Here is a 24,256-nt window from a genome sequence, read left to right as displayed (position 1 = left end):
TCACTCCCCGATCGGCATCGTTGTCGGGCGCGGCGGAACCGCGAACTCGTAGGTCCGCGTCTCCGGGTCGATGCCGAGATTGGCGTTGTACCAAGGATCGGCGTGCAGCAGGGCGCCCCAGCGTTCCCGCATGATCGCGGTCTCGACCTCCCAGCGCCGGCGCTTCGCCACCGTCATGTAGGGGCCGCGGGTCGCGGATTCGTGGTGCAGCAGCCGTGCGTGCGGGGTCCAGACCGTCCGGAAGCCGCGCGCCGAGGCCTGCAGGCACAGGTCGATGTCGGAGTAGTCGACCGTCAGATGCTCGGCATCGAACCCGCCGGCCGCGTCGAACACCTCGCGGCGCATCGCCAGGCAGGCGCCGGTGACCGCGCTCAGGGTCTGCACAAGCCGGGCCCGCCCCATGTAGCCGCCGTCGGTGTCCGGCTGACCGACGTCGACATGCCGGGCCACCCAGTCGCCGGACAGGACGACGCCGCCGTGCTGCACCGTGCGGTCCGGGTACAGCAGCTTGGCGCCGACCGCCCCGACGTCGCGCCGGCAGGCCTGGCGCACCAGTTCCTCGAGCCAGTCCGGATCGAGCGGCTCGACGTCGTTGTTCAGGAACACCAGCACGTCGCCGCGCGCCGCCGCAGCACCATCGTTCATCAGCGCCGAGAAGTTGAACGGCCCCGGCCGCGCCAGCACCCGGACCCGCGGGTCCTGTTCGACCTGGCGGAACCAGGCCAGGGTCTCCGATCGCTCGCTGCCGTTGTCGAGGATCACCACCTCGCGCTCGGGATAGCCGGTGGCGTGCAGGACGCCGTCGACGCAGCGCCGCAGCAGCTCGAGCCGGTCGCGGGTGGCGACCACGATGCTGGCCAGCGGAGCCGGTGCCGGCAGCGGCCACTCGACCCGATGGCCGTCGCCGGCCGGCACCAGCCGGGCGCCCGGGTGCCGTCGCGCCAGATGCTCGGCGACGGCGCGCCGGGTGGCGGCGGCGGCATACGGCTTGGCGTCCATGGTGAGTGCGGTCGACCCGGCGACCGCCCGCCAGTGGTACAGGACCCGCGGCAGGTGCCGGATGCGGTCCGGCGTCGTCGCCTCCGAGACCCGCAGCAGCAGGTCGTGGTCCTGGCTGCCCTCGACGCCCTTGCGCAGCCCCCCGACCCGCTCGACCAGCGCGCGGCGGTATACCGCGAGATGGCAGACGTAGTTCTGTCCGAGCACCCGGTCGGGGTCGAAGTCCGGCTTGAAATGCGCGCCGAAGCGCGAGCCGAGCTCGTCGATCTTGTCCTCGTCGGTGAACACCAGGTCGAGGTCCGGGTCGGCGACGATCGCGGCGGCGACGTGGTGCAGGGCGTGCGGGTGCAGCATGTCGTCGTGGTCGAGGAAGCCGACCCAGCCGCCCTCGGCCATGGCCAGCGCCGAGTTGGTCGCCGCCGAGATGTGGCCGCGCTCGGCCCGCCAGGTTACCGCGATCCGCGGGTCGCGCGCCGCCGCCGCCTCCAGCACCGCGCGCACCGCCGGGTCCGACGAGGCATCGTCGGCGAGCCGCAGGCGCCAGTGCGGATAGAGCTGCCGCTCGACCGAGGCGATCGCCTGCTCGAGAATCGCCGGCGGCGGGTCGCAGACCGGCACCAGCACGCTGATCACCGGCGGCTCGGTCCAGCCGGCGCACTCGGCCGCCAACGCCACCGGGTCGTCGCGCGCCTCGACGGCGGCGATCCAGCGCTCGTACCGGCTGGTCGCGGTCCGGGCCCAGTCCAGGCCGGCGCGGCGGCCGACCCGCAGGGCCGGCTCCGGTACCTCGGGGGCCGCCTCGAACCGCGCGAGCACCGGCGCCGCCGCCGCAGCGTCGCCCGCCGCGACCAGCGCCTCGGCCAGCGCGATCGCCGCCTGGTCGTCGCCCGGGTCGACGCACAGCCAGCGCCGGCAGGGCGGCTCGGATTCCGCCAGTCGGGCCAGGTCGGCCAAGGCTTCGGCATGGCCCGGGGCCAGCAGCAGGGCGCGCCGCACCAGGAGCGTCGCCGTGGCAAGATCGCCGAGCCGGGCCGTCACCCGGCCCAACCGGTCCCACGCCCCGGGCCGCGCCGGGTCGAGGGCGACTGCCCGCTTCAGCCAGCGCCGTCCGTCTGCCCGGGTGCCGAGCAGCGGCAGGGTCACCCCGACGTTGTACAGCGCCTCCGGATCGGCGGGCTGCAGGATGACCTGCCGGCGCAGCGCCACCGCCGCCTCGTCGACCCGGCGCGCGCCGTGGCAGGCGCCGGCCAGCGCGGCATGCCGGTCCGGGTCGGCGGGCTGCAGCCGGGCCGCGGTCCGGAACGCGGCGATCGCATCGTCGATCCGGCCGGTCCGGCGCAGCAGCACGGCCAGGTTGGCGTGCGCCACCGACACCGCCGGCCAGCGCGCGACCACCGCCTCGAACGCGGCAATCGCCGCCTCCGGCGGGCCGTTCGACGCCAGTTCGGCGGCCGCGGCAAAGGCCGTCGGCAGATCGGCGCTCTTGTCGGTCGTCATGGCCGGTGTCGGGACCCGCGGTTCGATCGGCCCCTCATTACACGGCCGACCGCCACACGACACGGGCTTTCGTGACGTTAAGGGTTCATTCACGCCATGGCCCTATTGTCGGTTCCGGGGAGACACAGAACTTCTCGCCAAAGGTGAATCGACATGTGGGCGGCAATCAAATCGGCATTGGGCGGCAGCGACGAGCGCCGCGTGGCCCCGCGTGTCAGCGCCATCGGCACGGTCCACGTCGACAGCCGGACCTACCCGCTGGAGAACTGGAGCGCCTCCGGCGTGCTGTTCAGCGGCCATGACGGCCGTCTGGCCAAGGGCCAGCGCTTCAAGATGCGACTCGAGGTGCAGGGCGACCGCGGGCTGATCGAGTTCAACGCCGAGGCGGTGGTGGTCCGCCTCGCCGGCGACAAGGTGGCGGCCCAGTTCTTCATGATCGACAAGGCCAAGAAGCGGATCATCATGGACTACTTCGCGCGGCTCGACGCGAAGCGTTGACCCCCGCCGGCTCGGACGCCAGACTCCGCACCCGACCACGGGATTGCGGAACGGGCCGGGTCAAGCGTGAGCATCTGGGGAAAAATCATCGGCGGCGCCGCGGGCTTCGCGCTCGGCGGGCCGATCGGGGCGTTGCTGGGCGTGGTCGGCGGTCACGCCATCGACCGCTATGCGACTCCGCCGGAGCCGATCGACGAGGAAGCCGCGACCCGCAAGATCGCGTTCACCATCGGCGTGATCGCGCTGGGCGCCAAGATGGCGAAGGCCGACGGGGTGGTGACGCGCGACGAGATCGCGGCGTTCCGCGAGGTCTTCCACATCCCGCCCGAGGAGACCCGCAACGTCGGCCGGGTGTGGGACACCGCCCGCCGCACCAGCGAGGGGTTCGAGGCCTACGCCGCCCAGATCGCCCGGCTGTTCAACCCCGGGTCGCCGGTCCTCGAGCAGCTCCTGGGGTCGCTGTTCCACATCGCCCGTGCCGACGGCGTGGTGCACGAGAAGGAAATCGAGTATCTCCGGCGCGTCGCCGCCATCTTCGGATTCGACGACCTTGCGTTCGAGCGCCTGCGCGCCACCTTCAGCGGCGAGCCCGGCAACGACCCCTACTCCATCCTGGGCGTGTCCCCGGACGACGACGACAAGAGCATCCGCGACAGCTACCGACGCCTGGTGCGCGAGCACCACCCCGACCGCCTGATCGCCCAGGGTCTCCCGGAGGAAGCGGTGGCGGCGGCCACCGAGAAACTGGCGCGCATCAACGGCGCCTGGGACCGCATCAAGCAGCACCGCAACCTGACCTGAACCGCTTTTCTTGGTCCGCAACATGGCATCTCCCAGCGACAGGGCGACTCCGCCGGCCGTCGCGCTCCGCGGCGCGCAACTCGGCTTCGGCGGCCGGCCGCTGTTCACCGGCATCGACCTGCCGGTCGCCAAGGGCGACCGGATGTGCCTGGTCGGGCGCAACGGCTCGGGCAAGTCGACCCTGCTGAAAGCGTTGTCGGGCGAGGTCGACATCGACGCCGGCGAGCGCTTCGTGCAGCCCGGCGCCCGCATCGCCTACCTGCCCCAGGACCCGCGTCCGCCGGCCGACCAGCTGGTGTTCGACTATGTCTTCGCCGGCCTGCCGCCGGCCCCGGAGGGGATTCCCCGCGACCATCTGGTCGAGGCCGCGCTGGCCGGCCTCGCCCTCGACGGCGACCGCTCGATGGGCACCCTGTCCGGCGGCGAGGCCCGGCGCGCCGCGCTGGCCCGGGCGCTGGTGTCGGAGCCGGACGTGCTGCTGCTCGACGAGCCGACCAACCACCTGGACCTGCCGACCATCGAGTGGCTGGAGCAGGAACTGCTGCGCAGCGAGGCCGGCCTGCTGATCATCAGCCACGACCGCGCGTTCCTGCGCCGGCTGGCCAACCGCACCCTGTGGCTGGAGCGCGGCGAGCTGCGCCGGCTGAACGGCGGCATCGACGAGTTTCCCGACTGGGCCGACCGGGTGCTGGCCGAGGAGGAGGCCCAGGCCCACAAGCTGAACCGCCGGATCGCCGAGGAGACCCGTTGGCTGCGCGAGGGCCTGACCGCCCGGCGCAAGCGCAACATGGGCCGGGTTCGCGCCCTGCTCGGCCTGCGCCGCGACAAGGCGGAGCGGATCAAGCGCCCGGAGGGCCTGAAGCTCGACGCCGGCGACGCCACCCGCAGCGGCAGCCTGGTGCTGGAAGCCATCAAGCTGTCGAAGACCTACACCGACGACCGCGGCGGCGAGAAGCAGGTCGCCGACGACGTCTCGTTCACGGTCCGGCGCGGCGACCGCATCGGCATCATCGGCCGCAACGGCGCCGGCAAGACCACGCTGCTGCGCATGCTGCTCGGCCGCGAAGAGCCGGATTCCGGGCGGGTGAAGCTCGGCTTCGGGGTCGAGCCGGTGTACTTCGACCAGAAGCGCGCCCAGCTGAACCCCGACGACAGCCTGTGGTCGACCCTGTGCCCGGGTGGCGGCGACACCGTGACGGTGCAGGGCAAGCCGCGCCACGTGGTGTCCTACCTCCGCGACTTCCTGTTCGCCGACCGGCAAGCCACCGCCAAGGTCGCCACCCTGTCCGGCGGCGAGCGCAACCGCCTGCTGCTGGCCAAGCTGTTCGCCCAGCCGCACAACCTGCTGGTGCTCGACGAGCCGACCAACGACCTCGACGTCGAGACCCTCGACCTGCTGCAGGAAGAGCTGGCGGACTACGACGGCACCATCATCCTGGTCAGCCACGACCGCGACTTCCTGGACCGCACCGTGACCTCGATCATGGCGGTCGAGGGCGACGGCAAGGTCCGGGAGTACGTCGGCGGCTACAGCGACTACGTCGCCGAGCGCGCGCGAACCGAGACGGACGCCGGCGGGATCGCCGCCGGCCGCACCGGCCGCCCGGCCAAGCCCGCCGCGGAGAAGCCCAAGGCCCGGGCCACCAAGCTCAGCTACAAGGACGCGCGCGAGCTGGAGCAGCTCCCGGACCGGATCGCCGGGCTGGAGGCCGAGATCGCGAAGCTGGAAGCCGCGCTCGCCGATCCCGACCTGTACGGGAAGGACCCCAAGCGCTTCGAACGCGAGACCGCCCGACTGGCCGAGGCCCAGGCCGGGCTGGCCGCCGCCGAGGACCGCTGGCTCGAGCTGGAGGCCCTGCGCGAGGAACTGGAGGGCGTCTCGTGAAGCCGGTCGACCTGCTGGCGGCGGTTGCGGTCAACCTCGCCTGGGGTCTCAACTTCGCGATCGCCAAGCTCGGGGTCGGCGAGCTGCCGCCGATGCTGCTGATCGGGCTGCGCTACGGCCTCACCGCACTGCTGCTGTTCCCCTGGCTGCGGCGCTGGCCGCGCGGCCAGTTCCGGCAGATCCTGGCGGTGTCGTTCACCCTCGGCTTCCTGCACTTCTCGCTGATGATCACCGGCCTGCAGGGCGTCGATTCGTCGATCGCGGCGATCGCCGTGCAGGCCCAGGTGCCGTTCGCCGCGATCCTGGCATTCCTGTTCTTCCGCGACGCCATCGGCTGGCGGCGGGCCGCCGGCATCGCGCTGGCGCTCGGCGGCATCGCGCTGATCGCCGGGCAGCCGACCGGCCAGTCCGACCCGCTGTCGCTCGCCATGGTGATCGGCGCCTCGCTGGTCTGGGCGGTCTCGTCGATCCAGGTGAAGAAGCTCGGCTCGATCGACACCCTGGTGCTGAACGCCTGGATCGCCGCGCTGGCGACCCCGCAGCTGCTGGTCGGCTCGCTGATCTTCGAAGGCGACCGCTGGGCGTCGGTGCCGGACGCCGGGTTCTGGGGCTGGGCGGCGGTCGTCTACATGGCGGTCGCGGTCACCGTGTTCGGCTACGGCCTGTGGTACCGGCTGCTGCTCCGCTATCCGGTCACCACGGTCATGCCGCTGTCGCTGCTGGCGCCGACCTTCGGGGTGCTGTGCGGGATCTTCCTGCTGGGCGAGCCGGCGAGCCCGGAGAAGCTGCTGGGCGCCGCCGTGACCCTGTCCGGCGTCGCCATCGTGATCCTGGCGCCGCGTCCGAAGCAGACAGGGACGGCGGCGTGAGACTCGTCGAGCGCCCGTCGCCGAACCACGGACCGCGGCGCGGCGGCCCGGTTGACGTCCTGCTGCTGCACTACACCGACATGCCCCGGGTCGCGGACGCCCTGGACCGGCTGTGCGATTCAGCGGCCCAGGTCAGCGCCCATTACGTGCTCGGCGAGGACGGCACGGTCTGGCGGCTGGTGCCCGAATCGGAGCGGGCCTGGCACGCCGGGGTGTCCTGGTGGGCCGGCGAGAGCGACCTGAACTCCCGCTCGGTCGGCATCGAGATCTCGAACCCGGGCCACTCGCACGGCTACCGGCGGTTCCGGGAGCCGCAGATGACGGCGCTCGAATCGCTGTGCCGCGGAATCCTGGCCCGGCACCCGATCCCGCCGCACCGGGTGCTCGGCCATTCCGACGTATCGCCCGGCCGCAAGATCGACCCCGGTCACCTGTTCGACTGGCAGCGGCTGGCGCGCGCCGGCATCGGGCTGTGGCCGGAAGAGGTCGCGCCGACGGCACTGTCGGGGTCCGGCATCGTGGCCGCGCTGGCCGCCATCGGGTACCGCACCGAGGGTCCGGATCCGGCCCATCCGGCGAACCGCGCCGCCCTCAGGGCATTCCGCCGGCACTGGTGTCCCGACACCCTGGAAAAACCGTTCGACGACAGCATGGCGGGCATGCTGAAGGCGGTCGCCGACGCCGTCAAAAAAACCTGAAAAACCCATTGCGCGCCGGGGGGATAGAACATACCTTCCGCTCATTGACGCGTGCGCACGTGCCGCTGGCCCCATAGTGGTTACGCAACGACGAGGCGTCTCTTTTCACAACCCCGGCCTTGAATGGCCGGTTGTCGAAGGGGGAACCCACGATGCTGCGACCCGATACGGGCCTGGAGGCCCGTCGTCGTCTCTTCACCGAATCCGCTCCGTCCACCCCGGCCCACCGGCCGGCTCTCAGTCTCGTGCCGGCCGTGGTGCCGCCGAGGGGCGAGCCGTCCGAGGCGATCCGGCGCTATTTCGACGAAACCCCGCACGAGCATCCGGTGCTCGCGGTCGACCTGTCGATCGTCGAGTGGAACTACCGGTCGCTGGCGCTGGCCCTGCCCGACACGCAGATCTACTACGCCGTCAAGGCCAATCCGGCCGACGACCTGGTCGATCGGCTGGCCGCGCTCGGCAGCCATTTCGACGTCGCCAGCCGCGGCGAGATCGAGCTGTGCCTGGCGCGCGGCGTCCCGGCCGAACGGCTGTCGTTCGGCAATACCATCAAGAAGGAGCGCGACATCGCCTTCGCGCACGAGGTCGGCGTGCCGATGTTCGCCGTCGACTGCGAGGGCGAGGTCGAGAAGGTCGCCCGGGCCGCCCCCGGCGCGGCAGTGTTCTGCCGCATCCTGACCTCCGGCACCGGCGCCGAGTGGCCGCTGTCGCGCAAGTTCGGCTGCACCCTGGCGATGGCCCGCACCGTGCTGCTGCGGGCCGCCGAGCTCGGCCTGAAGCCGCGCGGCGTGTCGTTCCACGTCGGCTCCCAGCAGGTCGACCTCGGCCAGTGGGACATCGCGCTGACCGAGACCGCCGAGCTGTTCGACGAGATGGACCGCCACGGCGTCCACCTCGACCTGATCAACCTGGGCGGCGGCTTCCCGGCCCGCTACCGCGAGGATGTCGCCGGCGCCGAGGCCTACGGGGCGGCGATCCGCTCCGCCCTGACCCGGCATTTCGGCGGCCGGGCGATCGAGACCATCGCGGAACCGGGCCGCGGCCTGGTCGGCGACGCCGGCGTGATCCGCTCCGAGGTCGTGCTGGTGTCGCGCAAGGACGCCGGCGAGGACACCCGCTGGGTCTACCTGGACATCGGCAAGTTCTCTGGCCTGGCCGAGACCATGGACGAGGCCATCAAGTACCGGGTGACCACCGCGCACGACGGCACGGCCGACGGCCCGGTGATCCTGGCCGGCCCGTCCTGCGACAGCGCCGACATCCTGTACGAGAAGGCCAGCTACCGCCTGCCGCTCGACCTCAAGGCCGGCGACACGGTGCTGATCCTGGCGACCGGCGCCTACACCTCGACCTACTCGTCGGTCGGCTTCAACGGCTTCCCGCCGCTGGAGACCGTCTGCCTCTGAGGCGAGAACGGCACGCTCCGGGCCCGAGCCGGAGCGTGCCGCCGCCCGCTATCCGTCCTCCAGCACCGAGCGGGTCGCCGCCGCCGACGGCCGCGCCCGCATGCGCTCCAGCCACCTCGCGATCCGCGGGAACTCCGCGATCATCCCGGCCCCCGGAGCCGTCCGTTCGAAGTAGACCATCATCGGCAGGGCGTGGGTGTCGGCCAGGGTGAGAGCGTCGCCGGTCAGGAACGCCGCGCCCTCAGGCATCAGCCGGTCGAGGGTCGCCAGCACCAGCCTCGACTGCGCCAGCCCGTCCTCCATCGACAGCCGCCCGCGCTCCTGGCCGCGCGCCAGCACGATGAACACCGTCCAGATCATCGCCGGGTAGGCATAGCCGTCCATGATCCGCATGGCCTGGGCCATCCGGCCGATCCGCTGCGGCTCGACCGGGGTCAGCGGGCGCTCGGGATACGCCGCCTCCAGGTAGCGCAGGATGGCGTCGCTCTCGAACAGCTCGAAGCCGCCGTCGCGCAGCGTCGGCACCTTCCCGAACGGCTGCATCGCCCGGTACCAGTCCGGCGGCCCGCCGTCCTGGAACGGATCGACCTCGTGCAGCGCGTAGGGCAGCCGCTTCTCCTCGAGCGCCAGCCGCACCGAGCGGACGTAGACGCTCGGCGCGAAGCCGTAGAGATCGATCGTCGGTGCGGACATCGGACCCTCCCGCAGCGGTCAGGCGGCGATGCTAGAGCGGCCGCACCTTGACGGACACCCCCCGCGTGCTAAGTGCAGGCCACGGATCAGACGGTCGGACGGCCGCCGGTCCCGGCCCTCCGGGGACCGGGGCGGGAGGAAAGTCCGGGCTCCACGGGAATACGGTGCCGGGTAACACCCGGCGGGGGCGACCCCAGGGAAAGTGCCACAGAAAGCAAACCGCCCGCCCGCTCCGGGCTTCGGCCCGGCGCCGGCGGGCAAGGGTGAAAGGGTGCGGTAAGAGCGCACCGCGCCACCGGTAACGGCGGCGGCAGGGTAAACCCCACCGGGAGCAAGACCGAATAGGGATGGCCGGCCGCGGCTCCGGAAACGGGGTCGGCGGCAGACGCGTTCCCGCGTCGTCGTCCGGGTAGGTCGCGCGAGGCGGTCGGCAACGACCGTCCCAGATGAATGGCCGTCGCCCGCCGGCTGGCCCCGGATCTCGGTCCGGGGAACCGCGGCGGGGACAGAACCCGGCTTACAGACCGTCTGATCCGTTCGGCTTCCCCCTCTTAATCCCCCGTTAACCACGCCCGGCGCATGCTGCCGCCATGGGCGATCTGATGCACACGATCGCCGACCCGGAGCACCGGGCGCTGTTCGACTGGTGGCTCACGGTCCGCGGCGAGCGCGACATGCCTTCACGGGCGGACTTCGACCCGCTCGACCATCCCGGCTGGCTGCCGCGCCTGTTCCTTGTCGAGGTCGGCCGTCGGCCGCCGATCTTCCGCTACCGGCTGTGCGGCACCGAGATCGACGAGCAGCAGGGCTACTCCATGACCGGCCACAGCTTCGAGGAGCTGTTCGAGGGCGAACTGCTGCGCTTCACGCTGGAACGCTTCGGCGACGTCGCCTTCAAGCGGCGGATCAGCTACCACTCGACGCATTTCAGCAACGACAACACGGCGAAACGGTCGCGCTTCACCCGGCTGCTGCTGCCGCTGTCGGGGGACGGGACCCGGGTCGACACCATCCTGGGCAGCCGCATCCAGGTCAGCAACTTCCGGCGCAACTTCGACCAGCTCGACCACGACGATCGCGTCCGCCGCCGCTACGAGGTCGCCATGGTGCCGGCGACCGAAGCGGCCAGCGGCACCGTCACGGTCCTGGGGCCGTAGCCGCCGGGACCGCGTGCAGCGCGCCGGCCTTAAGAAATTGTTAAGGCGCCCGGATCAGCATCTTTACATGGGTACGCTTCGCGAGTTCATCGCCGATACCGAGCATCGGGAACTCCTCGACTGGTGGTTCGCCGCCCGCGGCGGCCGGGCCATGCCGTCGCGCGCCGACTTCGATCCCGTCGAGCATCCCCGCTTTCTGCCCCGGATCTTCCTGGTCGAGATCGCCGGCACCCCGCCGCACTTCGTCAACCGTCTGTGCGGCACCGAGATCGACGAGCAGCAGGGCTACTCGATGACCGGGAAGCCGTTTGAGGAGACGTTCGCGGGGGCGCTGCTGGACTTCACCACCGAGCGCTTCGCCGACGTCGCATTCAACGGCCTGATCACCTGCTACTCCACCATCTTCACGATGGAGGAAGACGGCGCGCGGACGCGGTTCACGCGCCTGCTGCTGCCGTTCTCGGACGACGGGCAGCGGGTCGACATGGTTCTCGGCAGCCGGATCCAGGCCGGCGACGTGACCCGCACCTACCGGGCCCTGCTGACCGACCCGCAGGCCACGCAACGCCACGAGATCGCGGTGGTGGCGGCCGCCGACGTCGAGCACGCCGACGTCACGATCCTGACCGCCTGACGCGGGGGCCGGCAGCGATCGGCTGCGCTCGCGGAGGGCGCCCGCCCCCTTCGCCCCCTTCGACGCTCCCTTTCACCGCTCCCGCGACGCCCGCCCGCGCCCCCGCGCCGGCCCCCATGAGAACATTACATGAACAATAAATCCCGTCGGTCGTGACCGCCCGGTCCTTTCGGACGCATCGCGTGTTCTTTCAAAGACTTCACGAACGACGGGAAAAACCCCGATCTGGCCCTGTCGACCCAAGTGATGAGGGTGTCGTCCCGTTGACGCCCATCTGGTCCCATGATATCCCATGTTATCCCATGAACGAGGCGGGCCCATCCCATGCCGCTCCGTTCGCCGGGCCGGGGCGATCGTCCGGTTGCGGGTCGGGAACGAGGAGGGCGATCGGGCCGAGAGGTCGACGAACAGGGGCCGGTTACCCGGCACGCGAGGGCAGAAGTGGCAGTTTTCCTGTCCACATTCGCGAACAAGGTCGACAAGAAGGGGCGGGTATCCGTCCCGGCGACCTTCCGCGCCGCCCTCGAGCAGGAGAAATCCGCCGGGGTCATCCTCTACCCGTCGTTCAAGCACCCCTGTATCGAAGGCTGCGGCGACGAGCGCATCGAGCAGATCGCGGCATCGATCGACGCCCTGGACGCGTTCTCCGAGGAAGCCGAGAACCTGCAGACGATCCTGGCGGACTCGGTCCGCCTGACGGTCGACGGCGACGGCCGGATCATGATGCCGAAGGAGCTCGTCGACTTCGCCGGACTGGATGAGACCGCGACCTTCGTCGGCCTCGGCAAGAGCTTCCAGATCTGGGCGCCCGCCGCCTACGAGGCCCACCGCAACGAGGCGCGCGAGCGCGCCCGCCGGTCCGGCGCCACCCTGCGGCTGGTGCGCAACGACGGCGACGGAGGCGGCCGATGACCGGCGTGTCCCCTGCCGCCGCCCAGCACGTCCCGGTCCTGCTGGAACCGGTGGTCGAGGCCCTGGCGCCGCGCGACGGCGGCCGCTACGTCGACGGCACCTTCGGCGTCGGCGGCTACACCCGCGCCATCCTGGCGGCCGCCAGGTGCACGGTCTACGCCATCGACCGCGACCCGGACGCGATCGCCCGGGCGCGCCGGCTGGCGGCCGAGTACGACGGCCGGCTGATCCCGCTGGAGGGCCGGTTCGGCGCCATGGACCGGCTGGTGTCGGAGGCCGGCGCCGACCGCGTCGAGGGTGTGGCGCTGGACCTCGGCGTCTCGTCGCCGCAGCTCGACGAGGCCGAGCGCGGCTTCTCGTTCCGGTTCGACGGCCCGCTCGACATGCGCATGGAGAAGTCCGGGCCGAGCGCCGCCGACGTCGTCAACAAGGCGGGCGAACAGGAGCTGGCCGACATCATCTTCCACCTGGGCGAGGAGCGGCACTCCCGCCGGGTCGCCCGGGCGATCGTCGCGGCACGGACGCACGGCGCCATCCAGCGGACCGGCCAGCTGGCCGACATCGTCCGCCGGGTGGTGCCGTCCGCCAAGTCCGGCGGCATCGACCCTGCCACCCGGACCTTCCAGGCGCTGCGCATCCACGTGAACCGCGAGCTCGACGAACTCGACCACGGCCTCGAGGCCGCCGAACGGCTGCTCTCCCCGGGCGGCAGGCTGGCCGTGGTCTCCTTTCATTCCCTCGAGGACCGGCGGGTCAAGACCTTCCTGCGCGGCCGGTCGGGGCGGACCGCCGGTCCGTCGCGGCACGCCGCCGCGGCGATCGCCGGCCCGGCCGAAGGCCCGCGCCCGACGTTCCGCGTAATCACCGGCCGGCCGATCGGGCCGACCGACGAGGAAGCCGCCCGCAACCCGCGCGCCCGCTCGGCCCGCCTCCGGGTCGGCGAGCGGACCGACGCACCGGCCTGGACGGCCGGGAACGCGTCCACGGGCGAGGTGGCGTGATGCGCCGGGCGACGATCCTGTGGTTCCTGATCGCCACCTGCCTGGGGGTCGCGCTGTTCCTGGTGAAGCACGAGGTACAGCGGCGCGAGGAGCAGCTGGCCGGCCTGCACCGGCAGATCCTGGCGAGCCAGGAGGCGATCCACGTGCTGGAAGCCGAGTGGAGCTACCTGAACCGCCCCGACCGGATCGAGGCGCTGGTGCGCCGGCACCTGAACCTGGTGCCGATGGACACGCGCAGGATCGGCTCGGTCGAGATGCTGCCGATGCGCCTGCCGATGCCGGACGCCGCCGAAGACGGCGTCGCGCCGACGCTGGCCGGCCTGCCGCCGCTGCCGGTCGGGCGTCCGCTGGTCCTGACCCGGGAGGCCCGGCGATGAAGACGCGTTCCGAGACCGTCCGCCTGGAAGGTCACGCCAAGCAGGCGATCGAGACCGGCCGCAACCGGCTGATCCTGGCCGGCTGCCTGGTCGCCCTCGCGTTCGCCGCGATCGGCGCCCGGGTGATCGAGCTGTCCGCCCTCGGCGGCGCCGGCGAGCCCGGCGTGGCGAGCGTCGACCCCGACGCGCAGCTGACGGTCGGGCGTGCCGACATCGTCGACCGCGACGGCCTGCTGCTGGCCACCTCGCTGCGCACGCCGTCACTGTACGCCGACCCCAAGGAGGTGCTCGACGCCGAGGACGCCGCGTTCCGGCTGTCCACCGTGCTGCCCGAGATCAACCCGGCCGAGACCGCGGCCAAGCTCGCGTCGGACCGGCGGTTCGTGTGGCTGAAGCGCAACCTGACCCCGCGCGAGCAGCAGGAGGTGAACAGCCTCGGCATCCCCGGCCTGCACTTCCAGGACGAGTGGAAGCGGATCTACCCGCAGGGAACGCTGACCGCCCATGCCGTCGGCTTCACCGACGTCGACGACCGCGGCATCTCGGGCGTGGAGCGCAGCTTCGACGACGTGCTGCGCGGCGGCCGCGACCCGCTCCGGCTGTCGCTCGACCTGCGGGTCCAGCACATCGTCCGCGAGGAACTGCTCCGCCAGATCGCAACCTTCAGCGCGATCGGCGGCGCCGGCGTGGTGCTGGACGTCGACACCGGCGAGACCATCGCCATGGTGTCGCTGCCCGACTTCGACCCGAACGTGCCCGGCCAGATGGACCCCGACACGCTGTTCAACCGGGCGACGCTCGGCGTCTACGAGATGGGGTCGACCTTCAAGATCTTTAACACCGCGATGGCGCTGGACGCCGGCACCGCGACCATGCGCAGCGGCTACGACGCCACCCATCCGATCCGGATCGCGCGGTTCACCATCAACGACGACCACGCCAAGGCGCGCTGGCTGTCGGTGCCGGAGATCTTCAAGTACTCCTCGAACATCGGCTCGGTGAAGATGGCGCTGGACGTCGGGACCGACGGCCAGCGCGCGTTCATGGCCAAGCTCGGCATGCTGCGCGAGACCGCCATCGAGCTGCCGGAGCGCGGCCGGCCCATGGTCCCGAGCCCGTGGCGACCGATCAACACCATGACCATCGCGTTCGGCCACGGCCTGGCGGTCAGCCCGCTCCACCTGGTCGGCGGCGTGGCGGCGATCGTGAACGGCGGCATCCGCCGCCCGGTGACCCTGCTCGCCTCGGACATCCCGTCGCCGGGCCAGCGGGTCATCTCCGAGCAGACCTCGCACGACATGCGCCGCCTGATGCGGCTGGTGGTCGAGGACGGGACCGGGCGCAAGGCCGACACCCCCGGCTACGTCGTGGGCGGCAAGACCGGGACCGCCGAAAAGGCCGGCGGGCGCGGCGGCTACAAGCAGAAATCGCTGATCTCGTCGTTCGTCGCCGCCTTCCCGATGCACGACCCGCGCTACGTCGTCCTGATCATGGTCGACGAGCCCAAGGGCACCAAAGAGACGTTCGGCTATGCCACCGGCGGCTGGGTGGCGGCTCCGGCCGTCAGCCGGATCGTCGCCCGTTCGGCTCCCCTCCTCGGTGTGGCGCCGGTGGACCCGGAAACGCCCGAGATTCGCCGCGATCTGATGATCGAAGTGCCGGTCGAGGGAGGTAAGCGCCTTGCGTCTTTCTGAGCTACTCGACGGCCGCAGCATGAGCCCCGCGATCCTGGTCGGGGCCGATCCGGACGTGACCGGCCTGACCGCCGACAGCCGCGAGGTCCGGCCGGGCTGGCTGTTCGCCGCCCTGCCCGGCAGCCGGTTGGACGGCCGGTCCTACATCGACGACGCGCTGGCCCGCGGTGCCTGCGCGGTGCTGACGACCCCGGACGCCGGGGCCCGGGTCCGCGGCCGGGTGCCGCTGGTCGCCGACGCCGAGCCGCGCCGCCGGCTGGCCCGGCTGGCCGCTCGGTTCTACGCCGCCCAGCCGGAGACCATGGTCGCGGTCACCGGCACCAACGGCAAGACCTCGGTCGCCGAGTTCACCCGCCAGATCTGGGCGCTGACCGGCGCCCGTTCGGCCAGCCTCGGCACCCTCGGCCTGATCGTCGACGGTCCGTCGGAAGGCCCGAGCCTGACCACGCCGGACCCGGTCCGCCTGCATGCGGTGCTCAAGGACCTGGTCGACCGCGGCGTGACCCATGCGGCGATGGAGGCGTCCAGCCACGGCCTGCACCAGGCGCGGCTGGACGGCGTCCGCATCAAGGCGGCCGCCTTCACCAACCTGACCCGCGACCACCTCGACTATCACGGCTCGATGGACGCCTACCGGGTCGCCAAGCTCAGCCTGTTCGACCGGGTCATGGAGTCCGGCGGCACCGCGGTGCTGAACGTCGACTCGCCGGAATACCAGACCTTCGCCGCCGCCGCCGGCCGGCGCGGCCACCGTATCGTCGCCTACGGCCGCCGGCCGGGTGCCGAACTGCGGCTGGCCGGCCGCACCGCGCGGCCCGGCGGCCAGACCCTCGACCTGATCGTGTTCGGCCGCGCCCACTCGGTCGAGTTGCCGCTGGTCGGCGACTTCCAGGCCTGGAACGCGCTGGCCGCCCTCGGCCTGGCGATCGCCACCGGCACCCCGGCCGAGCGGGCGATCGCGGCGCTCGGCCACCTCGCCGGCGTGCGCGGCCGCATGGAGCGGGTCGCCGTGCTCGACAACGGCGCCGCGGTCTACGTCGACTACGCCCATACCCCGGACGCACTGGAGACCGTGCTGCACGCGGTGCGTCCGCACACCACAGGCAAACTGTGGTGCGTGTTCGGCTGCGGCGGCGACCGCGACCCCGGCAAGCGGCCGATGATGGGAGCGGTGGTCGCCAAGCTGGCCGACCGCGCCATCGTCACCGACGACAACCCGCGGTCCGAGGATCCGGCCGCGATTCGCGCCGCCGCCCTGGCCGCCTGCCCCGGCGGCGAGGAGATCGGCGACCGCGCCGAGGCGATTCGCACGGCGATCTTGCGGCTCGGCCCGGGCGACGTACTGATGGTCGCCGGTAAGGGCCACGAGCAAGGGCAGGAGATCAGGGGCGAGAAGCGTCCGTTCGACGACGCCACGGTGGCACGCGAAGCCGCCGCCGCCCGCTCGGGAGAGCCCGCATGACCGCCGCCCTCTGGACCCGCGACGACGCCGTCCGTGCGACCGGCGGCCAGCCGCTCGGCCGTGGCTGGAACGCGTCCGGCGTGGTCATCGACAGCCGGGCGGTGCGCGCCGGCGACCTGTTCGCGGCCTTGCCGGGCGAGAGGGTCGACGGCCACGACTTCGTGGCGCAGGCCCTGAAGGCCGGCGCCGCCGCCGCGCTGGTGTCCCGCCGCCCCGACGGCCTCGCCGAGGACGCGCCCCTGCTGCTGGTCGACGACGTGCTCGCCGGCCTCGCCGCCCTCGGCCGGGCCGCCCGCGCCCGCTCGACCGCCCGGATCGCCGCCGTCACCGGCAGCGTCGGCAAGACCGGCTCGAAGGAGATGCTGGCCGCGGCGCTGGCCGGCTACGGGCCGACCCAGGCCAGCCAGGGCAACCTGAACAACCACATCGGCGCGCCGCTGTCGCTGGCCCGGCTGACGCCGTCGGCCGCCTACGCGGTGTTCGAGCTCGGCATGAACCACCCGGACGAGATCCGGCCGCTGACCCGCTTGGTGCGCCCGCACGCCGCGCTGATCACCAACGTCGAGATGGTGCATGCCGGATTCTTCACCGGGATCGAGCAGATCGCCGACGCCAAGGCCGAGATCCTGGAAGGCCTGGAGCCCGGCGGCGCCGCCGTCCTGAATCGCGACAACGGCCAGTACGGGCGGCTGGCGGGCCACGCCGCCCGGCTCGGCATCGGCCGCATCGTCACCTTCGGCACCGACACCGCGGTCGACGTGCGCCTGCTCGACAGCGCGTCCGACGCCGGCGGCACCCGGGTCGAGGCCGAGGTCGCCGGCCGCCGGCTGTCCTGGACCGTCGGCGGGATCGGCCGGCACTGGGCGCTCAACAGCATCGGCGTCGCCGCCACCCTGCTCGCGCTCGAGCTGGACCCGGCCCCCGGCATGGCGGCGCTGGCCGGAGTGTCGGCAATGCGCGGCCGCGGCGGTCAGGTCCGGCTCGACCTGCCGGGCGGTCCGCTGACCCTGATCGACGAGAGCTACAACGCCAGCCCGCCGGCGGTGCGGGCGGCGCTCGCGGTGTTCGCCGAGACCCGGCCTGGCCCGGGTGGCCGCCGCATCCTGGTGCTCGGCGACATGCGCGAGCTCGGCGCCGGCGCCCCGGCCGCCCATCGCGGGCTGGCCGAGGCGGTGCTCGCCGCCCGGCCCGACGCGGTCTACCTGGTCGGCCCCGAGATGCGGGCGCTGGCGGTCGCGCTTCCGGCGGGCCTGGTCACCGCCCACACCGAGCGCTCCGAGGATCTGGCGACGGTCGTGGCCGGCGCCGTCGCACCGGGCGACGTGGTGCTGGTGAAGGGGTCGCTCGGCACCCGCATGAAGCCGATCGTGACGGCGCTGGAGGCTCTGGCCACCCCGACCCGTTTCGCGGTCGCCGGGCGTGTGGTCAACGGGGGCTGAGGCGATGCTGTACAACCTCCTGGCCCCGCTCGCCGACCAGCATCAGGTGTTCAACCTGTTCCGGTACCTGACCTTCCGGACCGGCGGCGCGACCATGACCGCGCTGTTCATCGCCTTCGTGCTGGGCCCGTCGCTGATCCGCTGGCTGAAGAGCCGGCAGCGCGGCGGCCAGCCGATCCGCGAGGACGGCCCGGAGAGCCACCTGCTGACCAAGAAGGGCACGCCGACCATGGGCGGGCTGCTGATCCTGATCGGGCTCAGCGTCTCCACCCTGCTGTGGGCCAACCTGGCCAACCCCTACGTCTGGGCGGTGCTGCTGGTGACCATCGGGTTCGGCGCCATCGGCTTCGGCGACGACTGGCTGAAACTGACCCGCCGCAACTCCAAGGGCCTGCCCGGCCGGCTGAAGCTGGTCTTCCAGATCGCCATCGGCACCGCCGCCACCCTCGGCATCGCCTCGACCGTGGCGGAGCCGCTGACCTTCGGCGTCGCGGTGCCGTTCTTCAAGGACGTGCTGATCCAGCTGTCCTGGTTCTTCGTGCCGTTCGCGGTGTTCGTGATGGTCGGCGCCTCGAACGCCGTGAACCTGACCGACGGCCTGGACGGGCTGGCGATCGTGCCGGTGATGATCGCCGGCGGCTGCTTCGCGCTGATCGCCTACCTGTCCGGCAACGCGGTGTTCGCCAACTACCTGCAGATCCACCACGTGCCCGGCGCCGGCGAGCTGGCGGTGCTGTGCGGGGCGCTGGTCGGCGCCGGCCTCGGCTTCCTGTGGTTCAACGCCCCGCCGGCCATGGTGTTCATGGGCGATACCGGCTCGCTGTCGCTGGGCGGCGCGCTCGGCGCCATCAGCGTGGTCACCAAGCACGAGCTGGTGCTGGCGATCATCGGCGGCCTGTTCGTGCTGGAGACGGTGTCGGTGATCGTGCAGGTCGCGTCGTTCAAGCTGACCGGCCGCCGGGTGTTCCGCATGGCGCCGCTGCACCACCACTTCGAGAAGAAGGGCTGGCAGGAGCCCACCATCGTCATCCGGTTCTGGATCATCGCCATCGTGCTGGCGCTGATCGGCCTCGCGACCCTGAAGCTGAGGTGACGCGATGGTGACCCTCGGCTTCGCACGCGACCACACCTACGCGGTCATGGGCCTCGGCAAGTCCGGGGCGGTCGCCGCGCGGGCGCTCGCGGCCGCCGGGGCCGACGTGCTCGCCTGGGACGACACCGCCGAGCGCCGGGCCGCGCTGGAGCACGCTTCCGGCGTGACCGTGACCGACCTGGCGGCGCGCGGCCTCGCCGGCGTCGACGCCCTGGTGCTGTCCCCGGGCATCCCGCACACCCATCCGGCACCGCACCCGGTCGCGGCCGCCGCCAAGGCCGCCGGCGTGCCGATCGTCGGCGACGTCGAGCTGCTGCTGCGGGCGCTGCCGAAGCGCCGGCTGGTGGCAATCACCGGCACCAACGGCAAATCGACCACCACCACCCTGATCGGCCACATCCTGGCCAGCGCCGGGGTGCCGGTCGAGGTCGGCGGCAACCTCGGCCGCCCGGCCCTGGAGTTCGACGATCCCGGCGCCGACGGCGTGATCGTGCTGGAGCTCAGCTCGTATCAGCTCGAGCTGACCCCGTCGCTGGCGCCGACCGTCGCGGTCTGGCTGAACATCACCCCCGACCACATCGACCGGCACGGCGACCTCGCCGGCTACGTCGCCGCCAAGCGCAACATCTTCGCCCGCCAGACCGCCGCCGACCTGGCGGTGGTCGGCTGCGACGACGCGGTCTCGCGCGATGTCGCCGAGCGGCTGCGCCGCGCCGGCCGGCGGGTCGTCGACGTCTCCGGCGACGGCCCGGTGGTCGGCGGCGTCTACGCCGAGGACGGCGAGCTGGTCGACGCCCGCTCCGGCCGGCCGGAGACCGTGCTGATGCTGGCCGAGGCGCCGGCGCTGCCGGGCGAGCACAACGCCCAGAACGCCGCCGCGGCGTTCGCGACCTGTGCCGCCCTCGGCCTGGACCGCACGGCGATCGCCGACGGCATGCGCAGCTTCCCCGGCCTCGCCCACCGCCAGGAGCGGGTGGCCGAGGCCGGGGGCGTGCTCTACATCAATGATTCGAAGGCTACCAATGCCGACGCGGCGGCCCGTGCGCTGGCCTGCTACAGCGCAATCTACTGGATCGCCGGCGGCCGCGGGAAGGAGGGCGGTGTCTCCTCCCTCTCCGCCTACTTCCCGCGGATCCGCAAGGCCTACCTGATCGGCGAGTCGGCCGGGGCGTTCGCCCGGCAGATCGGCGACGGCTGCCCGACGGCGCTGTGCCGGACCCTGGAGATGGCGGTCCGCCAGGCGCATCTCGACGCCCGCGCGGACCGGCAGCCGGGCGCGGTGGTGCTGCTGTCGCCGGCCGCCGCCTCGTTCGACCAGTTCCCGAACTTCGAGGTCCGCGGCGACCGCTTCCGCACCCTGGTCCGCGAGCTGGTGGACGGCAACGGCGGCGCCGACGAGAGCGGCGCCGGCGAAAGGAGGGCGTCGTGAGCGCGATCGCCCGCACCGACACCAGCGTGTTCGGCAAGTGGTGGTGGACCGTCGACCGCTGGACCCTGGGCGCGCTGTTCCTGCTGGTGCTGATCGGCGCGCTGTTGATCCTGGCGGCCAGTCCGGCGGTCGCCGAGCGGATCGGCCTGAACGCCTACCACTTCGTGCAGCGGCAGTTCGTGATCATGCCGGTGGCGCTGGCGCTGATGGTCGCGGTGTCGCTGCTGTCGCCGCTGCAGGTCCGGCGGCTGTCAGTGCTCGGCTTCGCGGCGACCGTCGTCCTGCTGCTGCTGGTGCCGCTGGTCGGCGCCGAGATCAAGGGCGCGACCCGCTGGATCTCGCTGGCCGGCTTCTCGCTGCAGCCGAGCGAGTTCGCCAAGCCGTTCTTCGCCGTGGTGACCGCCTGGATGTTCGCCGAATGGCGGCGCGACGAGGCGTTTCCCGGCCATCTGGTCGCCATCGGCCTGTACCTGATGACCGCCGCCCTGCTGCTGTCGCAGCCCGATCTCGGCATGACCGTGGTGGTCTCGGCGATCTGGTTCGGGCAGTTCTTCCTGGCCGGGCTGCCGATGATCCTGGTGGTCGGCTTCATCGCCACCGGGGTGTTCGGGCTGATCGGCGCCTACTTCCTGTTTCCGCACGTCTCCAGCCGCATCGACCGGTTCCTGGACCCGTCGGCCGGCGACAGCTACCAGGTCGACCGCTCGCTGGAGGCGTTCATGAACGGCGGCCTGCTGGGTACCGGCCCGGGCGAGGGCACGGTCAAGGCCTACCTGCCGGACGCCCATGCCGACTTCATCTTCTCGGTCGCCGGCGAGGAGTTCGGCGGCATCGCCTGCCTGGTGATCATCGCGCTGTACGCCTTCGTGGTGCTGCGCGGCTACGCCCGGCTGCTGGGCGAGCAGAGCCTGTTCGTGCTGCTGGCCGGCACCGGGCTGCTGACCCAGTTCGCCCTGCAGGCGCTGATCCACATGGCGTCCTCGGTGCACCTGATGCCGGCCAAGGGCATGACCCTGCCGTTCGTCAGCTACGGCGGCTCGTCGCTGCTGGCGCTCGGCCTCGGCATGGGCATGGCGCTGGCGCTGACCCGCAAGCGCTTCGGCGGGGAGGACCTGCCGTGAGCGACCTGATCCTGCTCGCCGCCGGCGGTACCGGCGGCCACGTGTTCCCGGCCCGGGCGCTCGCCGAGACCCTGCTGGCGCGCGGTCACCGGGTCGGGCTGGTCACCGACCGCCGCGGCACCGCCTTCGAGACCGCCAGCGGCACCCTGGAGGTGCACCGCATCCGGGCCGCCGGGATCGCCGGCCGCGGCATCGTCGCCAAGGCCCGGGCGGTCGGCGAGCTGCTGCTCGGCTACCTGGAGGCGCGGCGGCTGATCCGCACCCTGGCGCCGGCCGTGGTGGTCGGCTTCGGCGGCTACGCCAGCGTGCCGACCGTGCTGGCCGCCGCGGGCCGCGGCGTGCCGGTGGTGCTGCACGAGCAGAACGCGGTGCTGGGCCGCGCCAACCGCCTGCTGGCGGCCCGCGCCGACGCCATCGCCGTGTCGTTCGCCGAGGTCGCCAAGGTACGGCCGGCCGACCGCGGCAAGCTGCTGCTCACCGGCAACCCGGTGCGGGAGGCGATCCGGACGGTGCGCGACACCGTGCTGCCGCCGCTCAGCCCCGACGCCCCGGTCGCCGTGCTGGTCACCGGCGGCAGCCAGGGCGCCAGCGTGTTCGCCGACCTGGTGCCGGCGGCGGTCGCCCGGCTGCCGGAGGCGCTGCGCCGCCGCCTGCGGCTGTCCCAGCAGGCCCGCCCGGTCGAGCTGGAGCAGGTGACCGCGGCCTACCGCGAGCTCGGCATCGAGGCCGACGTCCGGAGCTTCTTCGACGACATGCCGGCCCGCCTGGCCGAGGCGCGGCTGCTGGTCTGCCGCTCGGGCGCGTCGACGGTGGCCGAGAACACCGTCGCCGGCCGGCCGGCCCTGCTGGTGCCCTATCCGCACGCCATCGACGACCACCAGGCCGCCAACGCCCGCGCGGTGGCCGCCGCCGGCGGCGCCCGGGTCATGCCGCAGGCCGGCACCGACGCCGCCGCCCTGGCCGCCGCCCTGGCCGAGATCCTGGGCGACCCCGCCCTGCTGACCCGCATGGCCGAGGCCGCCCGCTCGGTCGGCGTGCCGGACGCGGTCGAGCGGCTCGCCGACCTGGTCGAGCGCCGGGCCGGGGTCGCCCGCCCGCACGGCGCCGCCGCCACCACCGACCAATCCGCCCGGAGGGCCGCCGCGTGAGACAGCTTCCGCTCTCGATCGGCACCATCCATTTCGTCGGCATCGGCGGAATCGGCATGAGCGGCATCGCCGAGATCCTGCACAACCTCGGCTATACCGTGCAGGGCAGCGACATCGCCGAGAACCCGAGCGTCCGGCGCCTGAAGGGCCTCGGCATCCCGGTGTTCGTCGGCCACGCCGCCGGCAACGTCGACGACGCCTCGATCCTGGTGGTGTCGACCGCGATCAAGGCCGACAACCCGGAGGTCGCGGCCGCCCGCAGCCGCATGCTGCCGATCGTGCACCGGGCCGAGATGCTCGGTGAGTTGATGCGGCTGAAATGGTCGATCGCGGTCGCCGGCACCCACGGCAAGACCACCACCACCTCGCTGGTCTCGGCGGTGCTGGACGCCGCCGGCCTCGATCCGACGATCATCAACGGTGGCATCATCAACGCCATCGGCACCAACGCCCGGCTCGGTGCCGGCGACTGGATGGTGGTGGAGTCCGACGAGTCCGACGGCAGCTTCGTCAAGCTGCCGGCGACCATCGCGGTGGTCACCAACATCGACCCCGAGCACCTGGACTTCCACGGCTCGTTCGAGAACCTGCAGCGGGCGTTCGAGTCGTTCGTCCAGAACATCCCGTTCTACGGCTTCGCGGCGATGTGCCTGGACCACCCGACGGTGCAGACCCTGATCCCCAAGGTCTCCGACCGCCGGATCGTCACCTACGGCTTCAGCCCGCAGGCCGACGTCCGCGGCGTCGACGTCGAGATCACCCCGGCCGGCTCGCGTTTCACCGCGGTGATCGCCGACCGCCTGCACGGCACCGAGCGCCGGCTGGAGAACCTGCTGTTGCCGATGTACGGCCAGCACAACGTCCAGAACGCCCTGGCCGCCATCGCGGTGGCCAACGAGATGGGCCTGCCCGACGATGTGGTGACCACCGCCCTGCAGGGCTTCGCCGGGGTCAAGCGGCGGTTCACCAAGACCGGCGAGGCCGGCGGCATCACCGTGATCGACGACTACGGCCACCACCCGGTCGAGATCGCCGCGGTACTGTCGGCGGCGCGCGCCGCCTCCGGCGCCGGCCGGGTCATCGCGGTCGTGCAGCCGCACCGCTTCACCCGGCTGCGCGACCTGTTCGAGGACTTCTGCACCTGCTTCAACGACGCCGACGCGGTGATCGTCGCCGACGTCTATCCGGCCGGCGAGGCGCCGATCCCCGGCGTCGACCGCGACGCCCTGGTCGAGGGTCTGCGCGCCCGCGGCCACCGCAAGGTGGCGGCGCTGACCGACCCGGTCGAGCTGGCCGCCAAGGTCGTCGACCTCGGGCGCAGCGGCGACATGGTGGTGTGCCTCGGCGCCGGCAACATCACCGCCTGGGCGCAGGCCCTGCCCGACCAGATCCGCCACATCCTGGGCAACGGAGGTGGCCGGTGATCACCCTCGCGTCCCCACG

Annotated in this window: 21 protein-coding genes and 1 other RNA gene; 20 read left to right on the top strand and 2 right to left on the bottom strand. The window is 72.3% G+C overall.

Features of this window, described 5'->3' with window-relative positions; translation table 11 throughout:
- Positions 1–2,496, bottom strand: a complete 2,496-nt coding sequence (locus IE246_RS15640; RefSeq protein WP_189991259.1) for a glycosyltransferase — start codon at positions 2,494–2,496, stop codon at positions 1–3.
- Positions 2,497–2,697: 201 nt separating this feature from the next.
- On the opposite strand from IE246_RS15640, the gene IE246_RS15635 reads away from it, so the two are divergent.
- The 6 genes from IE246_RS15635 to IE246_RS15610 all read left to right on the top strand — a co-directional run bounded on the left by IE246_RS15635 (position 2,698) and on the right by IE246_RS15610 (position 8,653).
- Complete coding sequence (locus IE246_RS15635; RefSeq protein ID WP_189991257.1) at positions 2,698–2,994, top strand: PilZ domain-containing protein; 297 nt, start codon at positions 2,698–2,700, stop codon at positions 2,992–2,994.
- Between the two features lie 66 nt (positions 2,995–3,060).
- A complete protein-coding gene (locus IE246_RS15630; protein ID WP_189991255.1) occupies positions 3,061–3,795 on the top strand; it encodes a TerB family tellurite resistance protein in 735 nt (244 codons plus the stop codon).
- Positions 3,796–3,817: 22 nt separating this feature from the next.
- A complete protein-coding gene (locus IE246_RS15625; protein WP_189991253.1) occupies positions 3,818–5,680 on the top strand; it encodes an ABC-F family ATP-binding cassette domain-containing protein in 1,863 nt (620 codons plus the stop codon).
- Complete coding sequence (locus IE246_RS15620; RefSeq protein ID WP_189991251.1) at positions 5,677–6,549, top strand: DMT family transporter; 873 nt, start codon at positions 5,677–5,679, stop codon at positions 6,547–6,549. The genes IE246_RS15625 and IE246_RS15620 overlap by 4 nt, the downstream gene beginning before the upstream one ends.
- A complete protein-coding gene (locus IE246_RS15615; protein WP_229837246.1) occupies positions 6,546–7,247 on the top strand; it encodes an N-acetylmuramoyl-L-alanine amidase in 702 nt (233 codons plus the stop codon). The genes IE246_RS15620 and IE246_RS15615 overlap by 4 nt, the downstream gene beginning before the upstream one ends.
- 152 nt (positions 7,248–7,399) lie before the next feature.
- Positions 7,400–8,653: a type III PLP-dependent enzyme gene (locus IE246_RS15610; RefSeq protein ID WP_189991250.1), complete on the top strand. Its 1,254-nt coding sequence runs from the start codon at positions 7,400–7,402 to the stop codon at positions 8,651–8,653.
- Between the two features lie 48 nt (positions 8,654–8,701).
- Here IE246_RS15610 and IE246_RS15605 read toward each other — a convergent pair whose 3' ends face one another.
- On the bottom strand, positions 8,702–9,346 hold the full coding sequence (locus IE246_RS15605; RefSeq protein WP_189991248.1) for a glutathione S-transferase family protein: 645 nt from the start codon (positions 9,344–9,346) through the stop codon (positions 8,702–8,704).
- A gap of 86 nt (positions 9,347–9,432) precedes the next feature.
- Here IE246_RS15605 and rnpB point away from each other — a divergent pair.
- The 14 genes from rnpB to murC all read left to right on the top strand — a co-directional run bounded on the left by rnpB (position 9,433) and on the right by murC (position 24,237).
- An RNA gene (gene rnpB / locus IE246_RS15600) (RNase P RNA component class A) lies at positions 9,433–9,882 on the top strand.
- Between the two features lie 54 nt (positions 9,883–9,936).
- Positions 9,937–10,503, top strand: a complete 567-nt coding sequence (locus IE246_RS15595) for a PAS domain-containing protein (protein WP_189991246.1) — start codon at positions 9,937–9,939, stop codon at positions 10,501–10,503.
- Positions 10,504–10,570: 67 nt separating this feature from the next.
- Positions 10,571–11,137 carry a PAS domain-containing protein gene (locus tag IE246_RS15590; protein WP_189991244.1) on the top strand — a complete coding sequence of 189 codons (567 nt, stop codon included), beginning with the start codon at positions 10,571–10,573 and terminating at the stop codon, positions 11,135–11,137.
- A gap of 441 nt (positions 11,138–11,578) precedes the next feature.
- Positions 11,579–12,049: a division/cell wall cluster transcriptional repressor MraZ gene (gene mraZ, locus IE246_RS15585; protein WP_189991243.1), complete on the top strand. Its 471-nt coding sequence runs from the start codon at positions 11,579–11,581 to the stop codon at positions 12,047–12,049.
- Positions 12,046–13,050, top strand: coding sequence for a 16S rRNA (cytosine(1402)-N(4))-methyltransferase RsmH (gene rsmH, locus IE246_RS15580; RefSeq protein WP_189991240.1), 1,005 nt, complete (start codon positions 12,046–12,048; stop codon positions 13,048–13,050). The genes mraZ and rsmH overlap by 4 nt, the downstream gene beginning before the upstream one ends.
- Positions 13,050–13,427, top strand: coding sequence for a cell division protein FtsL (gene ftsL / locus IE246_RS15575; RefSeq protein WP_189991239.1), 378 nt, complete (start codon positions 13,050–13,052; stop codon positions 13,425–13,427). The genes rsmH and ftsL overlap by 1 nt, the downstream gene beginning before the upstream one ends.
- Complete coding sequence (locus IE246_RS15570; protein WP_189991237.1) at positions 13,424–15,121, top strand: peptidoglycan D,D-transpeptidase FtsI family protein; 1,698 nt, start codon at positions 13,424–13,426, stop codon at positions 15,119–15,121. The genes ftsL and IE246_RS15570 overlap by 4 nt, the downstream gene beginning before the upstream one ends.
- A gap of 19 nt (positions 15,122–15,140) precedes the next feature.
- On the top strand, positions 15,141–16,583 hold the full coding sequence (locus tag IE246_RS15565; RefSeq protein ID WP_189991235.1) for a UDP-N-acetylmuramoyl-L-alanyl-D-glutamate--2,6-diaminopimelate ligase: 1,443 nt from the start codon (positions 15,141–15,143) through the stop codon (positions 16,581–16,583).
- Positions 16,580–18,022 (top strand): UDP-N-acetylmuramoyl-tripeptide--D-alanyl-D-alanine ligase, encoded by a 1,443-nt coding sequence (locus IE246_RS15560; protein WP_189991233.1) that lies wholly within the window; start codon positions 16,580–16,582, stop codon positions 18,020–18,022. Before IE246_RS15565 ends, IE246_RS15560 begins: the two co-directional genes overlap by 4 nt.
- 4 nt (positions 18,023–18,026) lie before the next feature.
- On the top strand, positions 18,027–19,115 hold the full coding sequence (gene mraY / locus IE246_RS15555; RefSeq protein ID WP_189991231.1) for a phospho-N-acetylmuramoyl-pentapeptide-transferase: 1,089 nt from the start codon (positions 18,027–18,029) through the stop codon (positions 19,113–19,115).
- 4 nt (positions 19,116–19,119) lie between these two features.
- The gene (murD, locus tag IE246_RS15550; protein WP_189991230.1) at positions 19,120–20,544 is read left to right on the top strand and encodes a UDP-N-acetylmuramoyl-L-alanine--D-glutamate ligase; all 1,425 of its coding nucleotides are present in this window, start codon (positions 19,120–19,122) and stop codon (positions 20,542–20,544) included.
- The gene (locus IE246_RS15545; RefSeq protein ID WP_189991228.1) at positions 20,541–21,665 is read left to right on the top strand and encodes an FtsW/RodA/SpoVE family cell cycle protein; all 1,125 of its coding nucleotides are present in this window, start codon (positions 20,541–20,543) and stop codon (positions 21,663–21,665) included. The genes murD and IE246_RS15545 overlap by 4 nt, the downstream gene beginning before the upstream one ends.
- Positions 21,662–22,813, top strand: a complete 1,152-nt coding sequence (gene murG, locus IE246_RS15540) for an undecaprenyldiphospho-muramoylpentapeptide beta-N-acetylglucosaminyltransferase (RefSeq protein WP_189991225.1) — start codon at positions 21,662–21,664, stop codon at positions 22,811–22,813. The genes IE246_RS15545 and murG overlap by 4 nt, the downstream gene beginning before the upstream one ends.
- The gene (murC, locus tag IE246_RS15535; RefSeq protein WP_189991223.1) at positions 22,810–24,237 is read left to right on the top strand and encodes a UDP-N-acetylmuramate--L-alanine ligase; all 1,428 of its coding nucleotides are present in this window, start codon (positions 22,810–22,812) and stop codon (positions 24,235–24,237) included. The genes murG and murC overlap by 4 nt, the downstream gene beginning before the upstream one ends.
- Positions 24,238–24,256 lie beyond the last annotated feature (19 nt).

Origin of the sequence: Thalassobaculum fulvum, from assembly GCF_014652915.1 — a bacterium.
Classification (GTDB): domain Bacteria; phylum Pseudomonadota; class Alphaproteobacteria; order Thalassobaculales; family Thalassobaculaceae; genus Thalassobaculum_A; species Thalassobaculum_A fulvum.
Note: the sequence above shows the minus strand (reverse complement) of the source record. Positions and strands in the feature narration are given on the sequence as shown.